General features: G+C 51.1%; 17 protein-coding genes. 8 read left to right on the forward strand and 9 right to left on the reverse strand.

What is annotated here, in order from left to right; all coding sequences use genetic code 11:
* The first annotated feature begins 1 nt into the window (after position 1).
* From tilS to BMX22_RS06265, 4 genes are all read left to right on the forward strand, one after another.
* Positions 2 to 1,378 carry a tRNA lysidine(34) synthetase TilS gene (tilS, locus tag BMX22_RS06250; RefSeq protein WP_074741619.1) on the forward strand — a complete coding sequence of 459 codons (1,377 nt, stop codon included), beginning with the start codon at positions 2 to 4 and terminating at the stop codon, positions 1,376 to 1,378.
* Positions 1,332 to 3,284 (forward strand): ATP-dependent zinc metalloprotease FtsH, encoded by a 1,953-nt coding sequence (ftsH, locus tag BMX22_RS06255; RefSeq protein WP_074741620.1) that lies wholly within the window; start codon positions 1,332 to 1,334, stop codon positions 3,282 to 3,284. Before tilS ends, ftsH begins: the two co-directional genes overlap by 47 nt.
* Positions 3,285 to 3,444: 160 nt before the next feature.
* Positions 3,445 to 3,867 (forward strand): PH domain-containing protein, encoded by a 423-nt coding sequence (locus BMX22_RS06260; RefSeq protein ID WP_074741621.1) that lies wholly within the window; start codon positions 3,445 to 3,447, stop codon positions 3,865 to 3,867.
* 17 nt (positions 3,868 to 3,884) lie between these two features.
* Positions 3,885 to 4,949 carry an FkbM family methyltransferase gene (locus tag BMX22_RS06265; protein WP_074741622.1) on the forward strand — a complete coding sequence of 355 codons (1,065 nt, stop codon included), beginning with the start codon at positions 3,885 to 3,887 and terminating at the stop codon, positions 4,947 to 4,949.
* Positions 4,950 to 4,997: 48 nt separating this feature from the next.
* Here the strand turns inward: BMX22_RS06265 and pyrB are convergent, their stop codons facing one another.
* The 9 genes from pyrB to BMX22_RS06310 all read right to left on the reverse strand — a co-directional run bounded on the left by pyrB (position 4,998) and on the right by BMX22_RS06310 (position 12,934).
* Complete coding sequence (gene pyrB / locus BMX22_RS06270; RefSeq protein ID WP_074741623.1) at positions 4,998 to 6,080, reverse strand: aspartate carbamoyltransferase; 1,083 nt, start codon at positions 6,078 to 6,080, stop codon at positions 4,998 to 5,000.
* Between the two features lie 21 nt (positions 6,081 to 6,101).
* On the reverse strand, positions 6,102 to 6,770 hold the full coding sequence (locus BMX22_RS06275) for an HD domain-containing protein (protein WP_074741624.1): 669 nt from the start codon (positions 6,768 to 6,770) through the stop codon (positions 6,102 to 6,104).
* Positions 6,771 to 8,663, reverse strand: coding sequence for an asparagine synthase (glutamine-hydrolyzing) (gene asnB / locus BMX22_RS06280; RefSeq protein WP_074741625.1), 1,893 nt, complete (start codon positions 8,661 to 8,663; stop codon positions 6,771 to 6,773). It abuts the gene before it with no gap.
* A gap of 102 nt (positions 8,664 to 8,765) precedes the next feature.
* Complete coding sequence (locus BMX22_RS06285; protein WP_074741626.1) at positions 8,766 to 9,254, reverse strand: hypothetical protein; 489 nt, start codon at positions 9,252 to 9,254, stop codon at positions 8,766 to 8,768.
* A gap of 369 nt (positions 9,255 to 9,623) precedes the next feature.
* Positions 9,624 to 9,857 carry a YdbC family protein gene (locus tag BMX22_RS06290; RefSeq protein ID WP_031560729.1) on the reverse strand — a complete coding sequence of 78 codons (234 nt, stop codon included), beginning with the start codon at positions 9,855 to 9,857 and terminating at the stop codon, positions 9,624 to 9,626.
* Between the two features lie 106 nt (positions 9,858 to 9,963).
* Positions 9,964 to 10,266 carry a hypothetical protein gene (locus tag BMX22_RS06295; protein ID WP_074741627.1) on the reverse strand — a complete coding sequence of 101 codons (303 nt, stop codon included), beginning with the start codon at positions 10,264 to 10,266 and terminating at the stop codon, positions 9,964 to 9,966.
* Between the two features lie 123 nt (positions 10,267 to 10,389).
* Positions 10,390 to 11,319 (reverse strand): hypothetical protein, encoded by a 930-nt coding sequence (locus BMX22_RS06300; RefSeq protein WP_074741628.1) that lies wholly within the window; start codon positions 11,317 to 11,319, stop codon positions 10,390 to 10,392.
* A gap of 11 nt (positions 11,320 to 11,330) precedes the next feature.
* Positions 11,331 to 12,023, reverse strand: coding sequence for a GTP pyrophosphokinase (locus BMX22_RS06305; RefSeq protein WP_074741629.1), 693 nt, complete (start codon positions 12,021 to 12,023; stop codon positions 11,331 to 11,333).
* Between the two features lie 26 nt (positions 12,024 to 12,049).
* Positions 12,050 to 12,934 carry a TPM domain-containing protein gene (locus BMX22_RS06310; RefSeq protein WP_177172975.1) on the reverse strand — a complete coding sequence of 295 codons (885 nt, stop codon included), beginning with the start codon at positions 12,932 to 12,934 and terminating at the stop codon, positions 12,050 to 12,052.
* Between the two features lie 102 nt (positions 12,935 to 13,036).
* Between BMX22_RS06310 and BMX22_RS06315 the strand changes: the two genes are divergently transcribed.
* The 4 genes from BMX22_RS06315 to BMX22_RS06330 all read left to right on the forward strand — a co-directional run bounded on the left by BMX22_RS06315 (position 13,037) and on the right by BMX22_RS06330 (position 16,957).
* Positions 13,037 to 13,852: a DNA-3-methyladenine glycosylase family protein gene (locus tag BMX22_RS06315; RefSeq protein ID WP_074741631.1), complete on the forward strand. Its 816-nt coding sequence runs from the start codon at positions 13,037 to 13,039 to the stop codon at positions 13,850 to 13,852.
* Between the two features lie 102 nt (positions 13,853 to 13,954).
* Positions 13,955 to 14,212, forward strand: coding sequence for a hypothetical protein (locus BMX22_RS06320; RefSeq protein ID WP_143055485.1), 258 nt, complete (start codon positions 13,955 to 13,957; stop codon positions 14,210 to 14,212).
* 123 nt (positions 14,213 to 14,335) lie between these two features.
* Complete coding sequence (locus BMX22_RS06325; protein WP_074741633.1) at positions 14,336 to 15,199, forward strand: helix-turn-helix domain-containing protein; 864 nt, start codon at positions 14,336 to 14,338, stop codon at positions 15,197 to 15,199.
* Between the two features lie 12 nt (positions 15,200 to 15,211).
* Positions 15,212 to 16,957, forward strand: coding sequence for a MutS-related protein (locus BMX22_RS06330; RefSeq protein WP_074741634.1), 1,746 nt, complete (start codon positions 15,212 to 15,214; stop codon positions 16,955 to 16,957).
* Positions 16,958 to 17,242: the final 285 nt, after the last annotated feature.

The following is a 17,242-nucleotide window of genomic DNA, read 5'->3' on the forward strand; positions in this document are numbered from 1 at the left end:
TATGTTAGAAAAAATCGTCAAGCTCTCACATAAATACAATATGTTCAACAGCGGCGACATCGTTGTCTGCGGTCTCTCGGGAGGCGCAGACAGCGTTTGTCTTTTACTGAGTCTTTGCGAGCTCCGCGAAAGGCTCGGGATACAGGTCGAAGCCCTGCACGTCAACCACTGTCTGCGCGGCAGTGAGAGCGACCGCGATGAGGAGTTCTGCCGCAGTCTCTGCAAAAAGCTCGGAGTGCTGTTCACCGCGGAGAGGTGTGACGTCAGCAGATACGCGGCTGAGAAGTCGCTCTCTACCGAGCTTGCCGCGCGCGAGCTCAGATATGAAATCTTCCTCAGAAATACTCAGGGCAAACTGTTAGCCACAGCTCACAATGCTGATGACGACCTCGAAACCGTGCTGCTCAACCTCGCAAGAGGCACGGCTCTGAAAGGACTTGCGGGGATACCTCCCGTCCGCGGGAACATCGTACGCCCCCTTCTTGCGGTCACACGCGCCGAAATAGAGGCATTTCTCGCCGAACGCGGTCAGGACTTCGTCACCGACAGCACCAACCTCTCCGACGACTACACCCGCAATAAGATACGCCACCGCATAATCCCGCTTCTGCGCGAAATAAACCCGTCGCTGAACAGGACATTCGTCAGCTCGGCAGACAGTCTGCGCGACGAAAACGCCTATATAGAAGCGATGACGGACTCTGCCGAGAATGAGTGCCTGTCGGGAAACAAGCTGACAGGACTCGCAGGATATGACACCGTGATACGCTCGCGCTGCATATCAAGACTGCTCGTCAGGAACAAGCTGCCCGTCTCGCACGAGAGGCTGCGCGAATGCGAGCAGATACTCATACACGGCGGAAAGCTCAATGTTTCGGGAGATATCTACTTCATCTCCGACGGAACTTCCGCAGAACTGAAAGCAATCCCCGCGAATGAAGCCCCCAAGGAGGCAGCGGCTCTGCTGAAGGTCGGTAAAAACTCGATATTCAGCGGCGTAACACTGATATGCGAGCTGCTCGGAAAGGAAGAATACGACAAGCACCGAGATGTTAACAAAAAATTAACATTTTACGTGTTAGATTATGATAAAATAAAAGGTGAAGCTGTGCTTAGAAGCCGTAGGAACGGCGATAAGATACAGCTCTGCGGACGTGACTTTCGCTCGTCCGTGAAGAAACTTATCAATGAAAAGATCCCGCCCGAGGAGAGAAGTACCCTTCACTTCATCGAGGACAGTGAGGGTACCGTTTTTGCAGAAAAGCTCGGTATCGCCCAGCGCGTCGCTCCCGACGGGAATACTAAGCGGCTGTTTGTCATTTCAGTCGTGAATGATAAACAGGAATGGAGTGAAGCAATTGACACCAAGAAGAAATAAAGGCATACTTACCTACATCTTTATCCTACTCATCGCAGTTTTCTGTATCTATTTCGTAAGCTCAAAATTCGCGGACAAAGCCGAGCACGTCGATTATACCACAATTATCGAGTATTTCGACAACTACCGCGTGTCCTACTATGAGCTCGACCTCGGTACGGGAGAGCTCACCTACGAGCTTGACGGCGATGGCGTAAAGAAGAAGTACAATGTCCCCAATGTGGACATCTTCCTCATGGATACCAAGGACTATCGTCAGAACTACAACGCCGACCATGATGAGCCGCTGAAACAGGACTACATCAAGATAACCGACAGAACATGGCTCTATTCGATAGTGCCTGTGGTACTCACAGTGCTGCTCGGTATCGGCATACTCTACTTCCTCATGAAGCAGAGCAGCGGCGGCGGGAAGTATACCTCCTTCGGCAAGGCTACCCTGAAGGCACAGGCTGACACCCGCAAGGCTACATTCGCGGACGTAGCAGGTGCGGACGAAGAAAAACAGGAATTGCAGGAGATAGTCGACTTTCTGAAACATCCCAACAAATACGCAAGCATAGGCGCTAAGGTTCCGAAGGGCGTACTGCTCCTCGGTCCTCCCGGTACAGGTAAGACCCTCCTCGCACGAGCTGTTGCAGGCGAGGTAGGCTGTCCGTTCTTCCCGATATCGGGCTCGGACTTCGTTGAGATGTTCGTCGGCGTCGGAGCTTCACGTGTGCGCGACCTCTTCGAGCAGGCGAAAAAGCACGCTCCGTCGATAATCTTCATCGACGAGATAGACGCTGTAGGCCGTCACAGAGGCGCAGGTCTCGGAGGCGGTCACGACGAGCGTGAGCAGACCCTCAATCAGCTCCTCGTTGAAATGGACGGCTTTACAGGCAATGAAAGCGTTATCGTTATCGCTGCTACGAACCGCCGTGATATACTCGACCCCGCACTGCTTCGTCCGGGTCGTTTTGACAGACAGATAGTTGTCGGATATCCCGATGTCAAGGGCAGAGAGGATATCCTCAAAGTCCACGCAAAGAACAAGCCCCTCGGTCCTGATGTTGACCTCAAGGTCATTGCGCAGACAACACAGGGCTTTACGGGTGCTGACCTCGAGAATCTCCTCAACGAAGCCGCTCTCCTCGCAGCCCGCAATAACAGAAAGGCTATCACCGAGAAGGACATCGAAGAGGCTACTCTTAAAGTCATCGCAGGTCCCGAAAAGAAGTCGCGTATCGTCACCGAGCACGACAAGAAGGTCACTGCCTATCACGAGGCAGGCCACGCTGTTGCGGCGTATAACCTCCCCACGCAGGATAAGGTACACCAGGTAACGATAATCCAGCGCGGCATGGCGGCAGGTCTGACGGTGACCCGTCCGGATACGGATGACAGGCACGTTTCACGCAATCAGATGCGCGAGAGCATCATAATGCTGCTCGGCGGACGAGTTGCGGAGGAGACCTTCCTCGACGATATCTGCACGGGGGCATCAAATGATATCGAGAGAGCTACCAATGTAGCACGCAGCATGGTCACAAAGTACGGCTTCTCCGACAAGATAGGAACTGTCGTTTACGGCTCTGACAGCGACGAGGTATTCCTCGGCAAGGACTACGGTCACACCAAGAATTACAGCGAGGCTATCGCGGCTGAGATAGACGAAGAGGTCAAGTCAATCATTGAAAAGGCTTACTCGGAGTGCAGAGTTATAATCAAAGCTAATACCGATAAAATGCATCTGCTCGCAAAGTATCTGCTCAAATTCGAGAAGATAAACGGAGATGACTTCGAGCGGCTGATGAAAGGTGAGATAACCGAGGCTGATATCGAAAAGGAAGAACAAGTCAAGGAGGAAGCCCCCGGGACCTCTGAGACTGCCGAATCCGAATCAAATACCGAATCGAACGAATAATATTATGACCCGCAGTGAAAAACTGCGGGTCTTTTCATGAAAGCCGTTCCGCACATACGCGCGTGACAATTGGAAATATGCCGCAAGATGTTGACTAATCAGTTTTTTTGTGGTAGAATAGTATAGTGATATACTATTCCACTTTTAAGGAGGTCTCATCATGGCAAGAGAAGATATCGACTACGTCTGGACTGACAAAAAGAGGACGCTGTTCGGGCTTCCGTGGTCGTTCACGCGATACTACCTCACAGAAACCAAGTTCATAACTCAGGTCGGCTTCCTCACTGTAAAAGAGGACGAGATAGACCTGTACAAGATAATCGACAAGTCCGTCAGCAGGCCATTATTCCAGCGAATGTTCGGATGCGGAACTATCACTATCCACTCCAAGGACGCTGATACCCCGACGAAGATTGTTCACTGCGTTAAGAACGTCCGTCAGGTATCCAACCTCATAGACAAGTACCTCAACCGTATGCGCGACAGATATGGCATTCGCGGCAGAGATATGGTCGGTATCATGCATGGAGACCACAGTGACCATGACCACGACGATTTTGACCACGACCACTACGATTATTGAGCTTTCGGAGTATTAAAATGTTACCCTTCATAAAAGAAAAAGTTTCAACATGGGATAAGCTCAAGGCTGAGACGCGTCCTATCTTCATATACGGTATGGGCGACGGAGCTTTGAAGATAATGTCAGTTTTCAGAGAAAAAGGCATAGTCCTTTCAGGTATTTTCGCAAGCGATGATTTCGTGCGCGGTCACTCCTTTGAGGGCTATCGCGTACACAAGCTGTCGGAAATAGAAGAAATGGTCGACGATTTCGTAGTTGTACTTGCTTTTGCGGCAGGTTATCAGGAGATAGTCGACAAGATCCACGAGATAGCCGCCAAACACCCCCTGCTCGTTCCCGATGTACCTGTAGCGGGCGGCGGTCTGTTCACGTATGAATACTGCGTCGAGAACGCTGAGAAGATACAGCAGGTATACGACAGCCTTGCGGATGACTACTCCCGCAAAGTTTATGCCAATATCATCAACTTCAAGATAAGCGGCAATATCGACTATCTCACAAGCGTCACTACTCCCAAGGCTGAGATATACAAGGATATTATCAAGCCTCATATGTATGAGACATACGTCGACCTCGGCGCTTACAACGGCGACACTATCCGCGAGATGCTCGAGTTCACTCACGGCAGATACGCTGCGATATATGCTCTCGAACCCGACAGGAAGAACTTCAAGAAGCTTGCTAAGTTCGTGGACGGTATGCCCCATGTCTACGCGTTCAACGCAGCTGTATGGAGCACTGATACCGAGCTCCCGTTCGCTTCAAAGGCAGGCAGGCAGTCGGCTATTTCAGCTTCTGCGGAGACAACGGTCGAGGCACGCTCTGTCGACAGTATTCTCGGAAAGCGCGCGGCTACGATAATCAAAATGGATGTCGAGGGATTCGAGCGCGAGGCTATATGGGGAGCTTCTCAGAATATCGCCCGAAATTCACCGAAGATGATGGTTTCGCTCTACCACAGGAACGAGGATATCTTCGAGCTTCCGCTCTTGCTCAAAACGATAAATCCCAACTACAAGCTCTATATCAGGCATCAGCTCTATATCCCCGCATGGGAGACGAATCTGTATGCAGTAACATAAAAATCAACGGTCACCGAAAATGGAAGCTCCCTTTTCGGTGACCGTTTTTTATATAAGTTTACGCTCGTCGCAGTATTCACATTCGAGGAGAGTTTCGTCCCCACTCGAACGGAAGCTCTTCGGTAGGTACTCTTCGTGGTTGGTGATACAGCGCGGGTTGTCGCAGCGCACGCCGCCGTATACCTTGCCTCTCAGGGTCTCGGAGCTCTTCTTGCCATCAAGCATCATCATTATCAGTGCCATTCTCGCAAATACGCCGTACTTTGCCTGAGTGAAATACATAGCACGGGGGTCCTCGTCGACCTCTACTGTTATCTCGTCAACTCTCGGCAGCGGATGCATGACTATCATATCCTGTCTTGCGAGCTGCATCTTCTTCTTGTCGAGAACATAGGTATTTTTCTGAGCAAGGTATTCCTCCTCACTGTCGAAGCGCTCCTGCTGAATACGCGTCATATAGAGCACATCGAGCTTGTCCATCGCCTCTTCGAGTGTGTGGACTTCCTCATACGTACTGCCGTTAGCCTTGATGATGTCCTTGATATAGACCGGCATTTTCAGCTTAGGAGTGGAGATAAAGATGAACTTGTTGTTCTCGAGCATACTCAGCGCCTTGCAGAGCGAATGAACTGTCCTGCCGTTGATGAGGTCGCCGCACATACCGATAGTAAGTCCCGACAGGCGCTTCTTCTCGATTTTGAGCGTGAGCAGGTCGGTGAGGGTCTGCGTGGGGTGGAGGTGTCCGCCGTCGCCCGCATTGATAACGGGACAGTCAGCGGTCAGCGAAGCCGCCTTTGCAGCACCCGCGACAGGATGACGGATAACGAGGATATCTGCATAGCTGCTGACAATCTTGGTGGTATCCTTGATAGTCTCGCCCTTTGCGACCGACGAATTTGCAGGATTATCGAAACCGATTATCTTTCCTCCGAGGCGGAGCATAGCGGTCTGAAATGACATCTGTGTGCGTGTTGAGGGCTCGTAGAAGAGTGTCGCCATGACCTTTCCCTCGCACTCGTGAGCGTACTTGACGGGGTCATTCTTGATGTTCTCACCGAGCTCGATGAGTTTCTTCCACCAAGCCACAGGAAAATCGTTGAGGTCGATGAGATGCTGATATTCTGAATGCATAATTTTTACCTCCGTTATCTTTTACAGTATCTTGCTTCCGTTTATCATCATTTCAAACTGCACGCCGAGGAACTCCGATGCTCTGCGGCAGAGGAGCATACGGTTCATGAATATCTCAAAGTATTCCATGACCGAAGATATCTCCGTATCAATCTGTAATTCAAGGATTATCGAGGTGTTGCTGTCGTTGAAATGTACCTTCGAGAGCTCGACCGCATAATTGACACGGTCGTGGATATCGAATGTGAGCAGGTCATTGTTGCGGACTCTGCTCCTGCGCACATCGGTCTTGTCGCCGATTATCATAGCCGCAGATATCGGGTCGAGAGGCATACCCGTACCCTCGTCATGGTTGCCTATCGCAGCGATGACGGAGCATATCTCCGAGGCGGGCATACTCAGATTATCGAGTAGACGGAATGCCATAACAGCGCCGCTCTGAGCGTGGTCGATGCGGTTGATGACATTGCCGATGTCATGCATCATCGAGGCGATACGAGCGAGCTCGACAGTGCGCTCGTCGTAGCCGAGAGTCTCGAGTATCATCGCAGAAGTCGCAGCAACTCGCTCAACGTGCGGGAAGGAGTGCTCGGTATAGCCCATAGCTTCGAGAGTCTTGTCAGCACGCTGTATATACTCCATTATATCGGGATTTTGCTTGATGTATTTGTATGTTACCAAACTTGCCATTTAAGCTGTCCTTTCGGCGGAGCTGTACGCCCCGTTATTTTCAAAGTATACCTTATACCACACGAGGAAGGTGAACACAGTCCATATCTTGCGGCTGTTGTCGGACTTGCCGTCGCGGTGGTCATCGAGGAGCTTCACAAGGAGCTCCGTGTTGAAGAACTGCTGAGCGCTCCCGCTCTCAAACATCCCGCGCACGATACCGTAGTATTTATCCTCCTTGAGCCACACTCTTATCGGCACAGGGAAGCCGAGCTTCTTCTTCGCGGCAGTTTTGGCGGTCTGCTCGGGAGTGTCCTTCTTTGCGGCGAGCCTCATCGCGTACTTGGTGATGTACTTGGTCTCGTCAGTGCCTTTTTCGTGTGTTACGCGGTACTTGGTAGGAATCTGCTCCGCAAGTGCCATGACCTCCTTGTCGAGGAAGGGCACGCGAAGTTCGAGTGAATTTGCCATACTCATTTTATCGGCTTTGAGCAGGATATCCCCCGCCATCCACATATGGAGGTCGAGAAACTGCATCTTCGTCACGTCGTCCATATCAGCTACGCGCTTGAAGTATGGCATGGTTATCGCCATAGGCGAGGGCGCGGACGTCTCCGTCTTCAGCAGAGCCTTGCGCTCGGCAGGTGAGAACATATAGGCATTGCCGATGAAGCGCTCCTCTACGTCCTTGCCCTTGCGGACGAAGAAGTTGACCCCCCTCTTTGCAGGGAGCTTCTCCGCAACGCTTCCGACCGCTCTGCGTATACCTCTCGGCAGCTTGTCATAGAGCGTGCCGTCGGGGTCGCTGTAGACGTTATAGCCGCCGAATATCTCGTCGGCGCCCTCGCCCGAAAGCACGACTTTCAGCCGCTCCGAGGCGATATTGCAGACGAAGTAGAGTGCCACCGCAGACGGGTCAGCGAGCGGTTCATCCATATGATACTGAATCTTTTCAAGGCTTCCCCAGTACTCCTCGGGAGAGATGACCTTGCTGGTATTCTCGATGTTGACAGCCTTGGAGAAGTTCTTTGCCCAGCCTATCTCGTTGTATCTCTCGTCGTTGCCGAATCCGACCGTAAACGTCTTGTCAACGTCGGCGATAGCGGCAACATAGCTCGAATCCACGCCGCTCGACAGGAACGAGCCTACCTCAACGTCGGCTATCTTGTGTGCTTTCACGGAGTCGTGGAAGGTGTCGGAGATACGCTCCACCCACTCGTCGAGCGAGGGCGCATCGTCGGGGCGGAAATTCACATCCCAGTAGCGTTTTATGGACATCTTACCGTCCTTGAATATGAAATAATGCGCGGGCAGGAGCTTGAATACGTTCTTGAAGAAAGTCTCTTCCGTTGGCGAATACTGAAAAGTAAGGTAGTTTTCGAGAGCGGCGGTATTGAGTTCCTTTTTGAACTCGGGGTGAGCGAGAAAGCTCTTTATCTCCGAGCCGAACATCAGAGTTCTGCCCATTTTAGCATAGTACATGGGCTTTATACCGAAGAAGTCGCGAGCGCCGAAGAGCTCGCGCTTGTTCTTGTCCCAGATGACGAAGGAAAACATACCGCGCAGCATATTGAGCAGGTCAGCGCCGTACTCCTCATAGCCGTGGACAAGCACCTCGGTATCGGTGTTGGTTTTGAAAGTATGACCAGCCGCAACGAGCTTTTCGCGTATCTCGCGGTAGTTATATATCTCGCCGTTAAAGATGATGACCTTCGAGCCGTCCTCGTTGAAGATAGGCTGGTCGCCCGACGAGCTTATGTCTATAATACTCAGTCGTCTGTGACCGAGGGCGATATCCCCGTCCACATACTTGCCCTCGGCGTCGGGACCGCGGTGACGTATCCTGTCCATCATTTCGCCGATGACCTTGTTTGCGTTGTCGATATTATTGGTAAAGCCAACTATGCCGCACATATATTTTCCTCCGACTGATGAATTCTCCTGGAATATTATACTACATTTTCCGCTTTTTTGCAACAGCAGATTTGAAAAATTTGAGCTGTTAGCCTTTAGCCGTCAACTGTTAGCTACAATGTCTTTCCAATCTGGAGTGCCAAAGTCAAAAACACTTGCATCTAAATCAACAATTTTGGGTTTAAAGAACAATCTTGGCTTAAAAACTATTGTCACTGATATTAAATATTGCTTGCCGTCTACTGTTATTCTTTGTGCTAAATCATTTCTGCCAATTTGGTCGGTAGAATAAACATTATTCGGGTTTCCTTCATACTCATAGTCTATATCGCTGATAAAACCGCAAAACCGATACTTTTCCTCAGTATTTGAAAAAACAAAATCATCTTCCGAGATAAGCTCTTTCAAATCACTGCTCAGCATATCGTAGTCAATATAGTTGTTAAGGTCGCCTATGCCCTTGCAATTGTAGTCAAGCTCCTCAACAAAATGATAGCATCGCTGTTTGCTTGCAAAGTATAGAAATGGTATGGATAAAACGGCGAGCAATAAAGCAATACCGCATTTTAATAATGCTTTTTTAGTTCGCATGATGATTCCTCTACTGTAGGGGCGGATAGTATCCGCCCGCAAATATAAGAACGGTATAAACGGGCGCACGGAATGCGCCCCTACGGCGTATTTGTGTAGGGGCTGATGCCCGCATCAGCCCGCATAAATAATTACGGTGGACGGGGCGATGTAGGCATCGCCCCCTACAGAATGTTTCCACATATGGCGGGCGGATAATATCCGCCCCTACAATGGAGTATCGCAAACAAATGCGATAGGCGCGGAACGCCGAGGGCGGCGTTCCCTACATAATGTATTGGCAAATTCGTTCTGTAAGGTGCGGACGCCCGAAGGGCGCCCCTACAATCACAAAAAAGCCGCCGCCAAAAGGCGACAGCTCTATTGCAATTATTCAAACGAGTCGAGGTCTATGCCCTGAAGAAGCTCCTTGAGGGAAGCGAGCTCATCAGCAGTGAGAGTAACGCCCTTGCCCATTCTTGAATGGTCGGGAGCCCACTCGCGTATGTCGTACTTGGGGTCGTGGTCGTTCCAGCTGACCATATTCAGCTCCTTTTTCCAGCCCTTTGCGTTCTCTGAGAGAACTCCTATCTCTTCTGTTATCTCGTATTTCAGCTCTGCCATGATACGAACTCCTTTCTGTTTTTCTCTTTTTTCCGAACCATAACGTTCAGCATAAATAATTTTACCACAAAAAGGAAATTTTGTAAATACCCAAAAGTTTTAATTTTTATATTGACACGCACAAGTAGTTCAGCGCCCGCGAATATATCCCCTCGGGGCGCGTCCGCGAGGTAATGAGCATTTCCGCGAAGTCGACCGCGTCCTCGATATCGCGCGAGAAATCGGGGATAGTCTCAAAATCGCCCGTTTTCAGGTCCTGTGCCTCGATACCGTATGTAATAATGTCGTCTCCGCCTGTAAACACCCTTCCTGCGATGACGCGGTACGACACCTTATTATCGGCGCAGACCTCCATATAGACCGTTCTGTCGCGGACCTCCTGCCTTTTCTTTCTGATGATCCCGAACATAATAACGCCTCCTGTTCAATTGTTCTCGGTAAGGACAATTATACCATACAGGAGGCGTTATGTGAAGAGGTCGTTCTGTGTTCTTTTTGCAGTATAAGAGAAACTAATGTCGAAAAAACGTGCTCATTCCTTCGGTATCACAAGGTCGAGCGAACGGGAGTAGTCTTCAAATATCTCGGCAAGCTCCTTATCCATTTCCTTGTATATCTCCTCGGTCTTGCTCGCTATAGTTCCTTTTGTCTTGTCGTCGGCATACAGCACCCACCTGCCGCCTTTCAGCTTGACGGAGTATATGTAGAAGTGCAGCTGCTCCTTCTCATCGTCGCCCTTGACCGTGAGCTTGACTTTGAGCCTGTATGCCTTCTTGACTACGGCGTCATACTTCTCGAACTCCTTTTTCAGCTTGCGAAGGTCTTTCGGCGTCGCGGGCTTCTTCTTGACTATCTTAGCCGACACCTTCAGATCGTCGCCGAAGTAGCTGTCCTCGCAGACTTCCTTGACATCAGCGATGAGAGAATCCATATCGTCGGTGACATCGCTCCACTCGCTGTCGCCGTCCTCGGCGTCGTCGCGGAGTTCCTCAATGTAGCCGCGCGGGTAGAAGGAGTTGATAACAAGCTCTGCTCTCTCCCTGTTCAGGCCCTTGACAGTGTTCCTGACGGGTCGCTTGTATCCGTTCCCCGCGACGTTCCCGATGATCACGATGAACAACACGAGGCACAACGCCATCGCACACACGAGGACCAGTCCGCGTTTCATCAGAGTCCCGCTCATCATGAGAGCGGGTACGGGCGGAGAAGACACCACTGGTGCGGGCGGCGTCTTATCCTCCGCAGAGTCATCCTCCTTTTTCTCAGCAGTTTCCCCACTGACGCTTCCGTCCCCGCTATCGGCAGGAGCTTCGCGCGCCACTTCCTCGGCTGTCTGCGCTTCAGCCTTTTCAGCCTCAGCTTTTTCTGCTTCTTCCTTGGCTTTAGCGGACTCAACAGCCTCATTGCAGGTACAGCTCTCGCCTTCCTCAAGCTTCTTTCCGCAGTATTTACAAAAAGCCATAATAAACCTCCTTAATCCATTCCATTGATATCCATGTATATTTTCTGCATCCGAATGTCAGTCTCTGCGATACGCTCTGCGCACTCGCGGAGCTCATTTGAGATCTCGGGAGTTATCGCCGCACTCGTCTTATAGCGCAGCTGATGCTCAAGACTTGCCCAGAAATCCATAGCTATAGTGCGTATCTGTATCTCCACGGGAGCATACCGCTTCTGTGCAGCAAGATACACGGGAACGTTGATTATCATATGGTAGCTTCTGTAGCCGCTCGGCTTTGGTTCCTTAATGTAATCCTTTTGCTTGATGACGATGAAATCGTCCCTGTGCGAGAGCATCTCGGCGAGCACATAAATGTCGCTGATATAGTAGCACGTGACCCTTATACCCGCGATATCGAGCAGGTTCTTTCGGGCATTCTCGGGCGTGAGCGGCACGCCCTTCTTCGCGAGCTTGTTTATGATAGATTCCGCGGATTTCAGGCGACTCTTGATGTCGTGTATGGGATTGCGCTGATACTTTATGCTGAACTCGCTGTCGAGAATGCCGAGGTAGGTCTTGACGACTTCGATCGCGCTCTCATAGAGGTGCGCAAGGTCAACAAACTCGTTGAAGGTGCGGGTAATGTTCTCCTTCTCGGCAGGTCCGCGCTCAACGATCGCAGGGAGCTGCTGTATACTTTCAAGATAGAAATCCATTTCATTCATGGCGCATATGTCCTTTCTATCGAATTTCAGCCTGTAGCCGAGACTATTTCATTTACCGCTCCGACGGCATTGCCGTCCTTGAGCAGCTTATCGGCTGAAGTTTTTGCCTTGGCAACTTCTGACGGGATATTTCCGTCGGATACAACTGTAACGGTGCTCGATTTGGTGTCAAGCATTATCATGAAGCCTTTCCCGTCAGAGCGGCGCTCGAAATAGCTGCGGCATATTTCCTCGTTGGACTTGTCTGTGCCGTTGGAGGTCGCAAGCACATAAACGGACTTCCTGCCCGCAAGTTCCTCCTCAAGCGAAGCGAGCTCCTCATCCGTGAAAGCGCCGATGTTGTCGAATACATACTGCGGACAGTTCTCGCCGAGCTGTAAAATACGCAATATCGCAGAATAGCAGTCGCCGTTCATGATGTCCATGGTCGACCAGTACAGCGGCACCTTTTCCACGCCGTCGGGAATGGCACGGAGAGCGCTGCCTGTCCTGTAGAGGCAGTCGTCGCCCTTATCGTTGTTGATGAGCAGCAGCAGACCGCTCCCCCTCCCCTCATATATTGAGTCATAGGAGTCGGCAGCGTAATCATACGGCGATTTTCCGCCGATGTCATCTGTGATGACTACAGCGGTATTGATGAGCCGCTCCCTGTAGAGCTTCTCACAGTAGCTGTTGAGACGAGCAGCCTCATCCGCAGTGAGCACATCCGCCCATTTTTCGTGGAGGTATTCTCCCTCAGCAGTCGGAAGTCCCGAAATATCGGGCAGCGGAGCCTCAGTCACGGCTTCAATTGTCGCCATGGTAGTCTCCGCAGGAGCGTCCGCTCCCGAGATAACGGAAATACCGCGCGAGCATCCCGTCATCATTATCACAGCAGCAGCCGATAACACTGCCGCAAAAAAATTTTTCAAGAAAATCATCCCTTGCTCTTGTAATACTTCTTATATTTTAGTATAATTTAATTGAAAAATCAAGTATATGAGTGTAAATTCTTTGCAAAGGCGGTCATAATTATGGATTATACAGTCAAGGGCACGGATATCCTTGTTCACGAACCCGACCTCGACCTCGACGAGACTCTCGACTGCGGACAGGCATTCCGCTGGCGAAAAACAGCCACAGACTACGACTGCACCTACACGGGCAGCTTCATCAACGACAGGCTGACAGTCTCGCAGGTGAAGGCTGGCGAATTCATCTTCCACGGCATCACAGAAGCGGACTTTCTGGCGAAATGGCGCATCTATTTCGACTTTGACACCGATTACACCGAGCTGAAACGCTGCTTCTCCGAGGACGCAACTCTCTCAAAGGCGTGCGAATTTGCGAGCGGCATAAGACTTCTGCGGCAGGACAGCTGGGAGTGCCTCATCTCGTTCATTATTTCCCAGAACAACAATATTCCCCGTATCAAAGGCATTATCGACCGTCTCTGCGACAACTACGGCGGAGATTTCCCGACGGCGGAGCAGCTCGCGCAGGAGACTCCCGACTCTCTCGCCTATCTGCGGAGCGGCTTCCGCGCGAAGTACCTCTGTGACGGGGCAAACCGCGTTTATACAGGCGAAACAGACCTTGCTGAAATAGCCGCAGCCCCAATAGACGAAGCAAGAGCAGCTCTGAAAGCGATAAAGGGCGTAGGACCCAAGGTAGCGGAGTGCGTGCTTCTGTTCGGTATGCACCGCGTGGAGGCTTTCCCGATAGACGTATGGATAAAGCGCGTGCTCGCTGAGTACTACCCGAACGGCTTCCCCGAATTTGCGAGGGATAACGCAGGCATCGCGCAGCAGTACCTCTTCCACTACATACGCAATCTGAACAAGGAATAAACGCCTCCGTACAGTCAATACTCTCCATATAAGCAGCCGACACCGAAAGCAGGTACACACATGGGTGTGCCCTCTGCAAAGCTGCCAACAAACGGAGGTATTATGATAAAAGGCGTAAACAAGCAGATAATCGAGGTCAATGAACCCGACAGCATTTATTTTGAGAAGGCAGTATTCTATCTTCGTGCAGGAGTGCGAAAGCTCCCTGCCGAGGTCAGCCGCCGCGAGATAGACCGTTGTCTCGGCGGCGAAGCAAGTTTGTACCGACGCAGGAGCAGACGGTCCAGACTTCTCCGCACATCGACCTATATTGCGGCAGCTTTGACTATAGCTGTTCTGTTCCTTGTCATCCTGCATTGATAATACAATGAGGTAACTGCCAAAGGCTAAATTCTAAAAATATAGAATTATATTGCAATCGAAGCAATAATGTTGTATAATAAACGTGTAAACAAAATCGTCCCCGACGAAAGGAGGAAAGTTATGGAGCACCCCGAAGCTATGAATTTCAAGAGCAAATTCTCGCGGCGTATCATCAATACGCCGGGACCTGCCGCTAAAAGCACGTTCTTCTATATGCAGGAGACAGGCGTCATCAAGCCCGAGGACGCTCCCGAAACGCACCGCCGCGACCTCGACTCGCTGCTCATCGTCGCTGTTGCTGACGGCTCGGGTGAGCTCGAATACGACGGGCGCAAATTCCCGCTAAAAAAAGGTGACTGCTTCTTCATCGACTGCAATGTCCCGCACTTTTACAGGAGCTCTGCGGACGACCCGTGGGAGCTGCTGTGGGTACACTTCAACGGCGCAACCTCACGTCAGTACCACGACTACTTCATCGGGCAGTCTGAGGTGGTATTCCGCCCCGCGATATTCGACAGATTCGTGTCGGTGATAAACGAAATAATCGAAGTAAACGCCGCCAAAAAACCCGAGGCTGAGATACTCACCTCGCGTCTTATCGTGGAGCTGCTCACCCTGTCGCTTACCGTAAACAGCTCCGCAAGCCAGTACGATACTGTACTCAAACAGAAGCTCGGCGCTGTCAACAGCTACATCGAGGACCATTTCAGCGAGGACCTCTCGCTTGAAAAGCTCTCCTCGGAGTTCTACATAAGCAAGTTTTATCTCACGAGAGAGTACAAGAAAATTTACGGCAAGACCATTTTCCAGCACATAATCAGCTGCCGCATAAACTACGGCAAGCAGCTTCTGCGCTTCACAGACAGATCAGTCGAGGAGATCTCGCACCTCTGCGGATTCAATGACCAGAGCTACTTTGCCCGCCAGTTCAAGAAAGCAGAGAACCTGACCTGCTTTGCTTACCGAAAAAAATGGCGTGATTAAGGAGGTACACAAATGAACGACGCATTCAGCATACTCTTCCCATTCAAAAGCGAAACGACCTACAAACAGCTCTCCCCTGCCGCCTGCCACGACATCGGGCTCGACGCGATATGCAAGTCACTGACAGACGACGCCAAGGAGCAGAAGATGATAATGAATGTCATCTCGCAGATGACCGCCGACCCGCGCGTTTCCGCGTACAGACAGAAGGTTTTTGCGGACATACTCGCCCTCCCCGAACTCAGAGAGAAGATGACCGAGCTCTTTGATAAAATGGAGTTCATACGCAACTTCGGAACTATGCACAAAAACTCGGAGGAGGAACTCGGTCTGTGGCATTTGTTCCATCGCCTTGACGAGCTCAGCGACTACATAAAATGTGTGGAGGCGATGCGCGCGTGTCTCTCGGATGAGCGAATACAGTCTCAGGGGCTCACCGACCTCCGCAGGTATATCGACGACCTCTACAACGAAGCATACTTCGCCGAAATGAAGAAAGACATCGCCGCGCTGAAGGTCAAGGCTTCGGACGTACAGAGCGTGACCCTAGGCATAAACGTCAACGAGCGCTTTGAAGCCGTCAGCATGGGACTTGTCTCCGTAAACAGCAAGCCTTTCAAGAAATCGGGTATCGTCAGCAATTTCGCAGATGCCCTTTCCTCCAAGGATAAGATACAGGACACCGCTGACTGGAACGGCGATATGCACTATCAGCAGATAGAAAAAGAGCACAAAAACAATATCATCGAATTTATGAAAAACGAGGGCGGTATGCTCACTGTCGGCACCGTGGGAGGCATGGATTCCCGTACCAAGACCACGATGGTGAGCGCAATGGCAGGTGACGCTTCCATAGGCTCGACTTTCTACCTCGAGACCGTCATCAACAAAATGCTCGGCTCACTCGTTAAGAAGCTTCGCGACACACTGACTAAGTACGCCAATGTAGCGATAGTGAACATCTCCTCACTTATACCCGAATTCGTGTACTATATCCGCTTTGCCGAGTTCATCGGCAGACTCACGGAAAGCGGAGCGCGTTTCTGCGAAGCGACTGTCTCAGACAGCACGGATATGGCGGCTCGCGGCTTCTACAACCTCAAGCTCGCGGTAAATCATGAAGACAAGAGCGAGATAGTCCCCAACGACCTTGACTTCGACGATGAGCACACGCTGTACATCCTCACAGGCGCGAACCGCGGCGGCAAAACCACGATAACTCAGGCTGTCGGTCAGATGTTCGCGCTTGCTCAGGGCGGGATTTACGTCCCCGCGGATAGCTTCTCCTACCGTCCCGCAGACAGCATATACACTCACTTTCCCGCAGACGAGGACAAGACCATGGACCTCGGTCGTCTCGGCGAGGAGTGCATACGCTTCAAGGAGATATACACCGAATGCACTTCGGACAGCCTCGTCCTGATGAACGAGACTTTCTCAACGACCTCCTTCGAGGAGGGCTACTACATCGCCCGCGACTCAGTCCGAGCCCTTATGGAGAAGCACGTGCGGACCATATTCAACACGCATATGCACAAACTTGCCTCCGATACCGAGGAGCTCAACAAAAGCAGCAGCGGCGCACGAACAGCCTCGCTGATAATGAAAAGCGACGGCGGTCAACGTTCGTTCAAAGTTGAGGTCGCGTCCCCCGAGGGAATGTCCTACGCAAGCGATATAGCAAAGAAGTACGGTGTCACATACGAAATGCTTACAGGCAGAGAGTCCCACGGTAAAATGTCAATAGACAAAAAGTAGAAAAAACAGTGAGGAAACCGTATACTCTGCCTAAAAAGAGACAAAAAAGGCATCTCCTACTAAAGCCCGCACCGAAAAAATTTTTCGGCGGGCTGGAGTTGCCGGATTAATATTCCTCCGGCGGGATATACAGGCGGTTAGTCTTCAGCAGTGTATAGACTAACCTGACCAACTTTCTGGCAGTGAGAGCGAGTGCGCGTTTATGATTGTGCTTGTTAGCCTCTTTGTATTTGAGAGCGTAGAAGCGCTTGAACTCCGGGTCGCATCTTCTCAGAGCGTTTGCAG

The organism is Ruminococcus sp. YRD2003 (genome assembly GCA_900109435.1).
Taxonomy (GTDB): Bacteria; Bacillota; Clostridia; order Oscillospirales; family Ruminococcaceae; genus Ruminococcus; species Ruminococcus flavefaciens_G.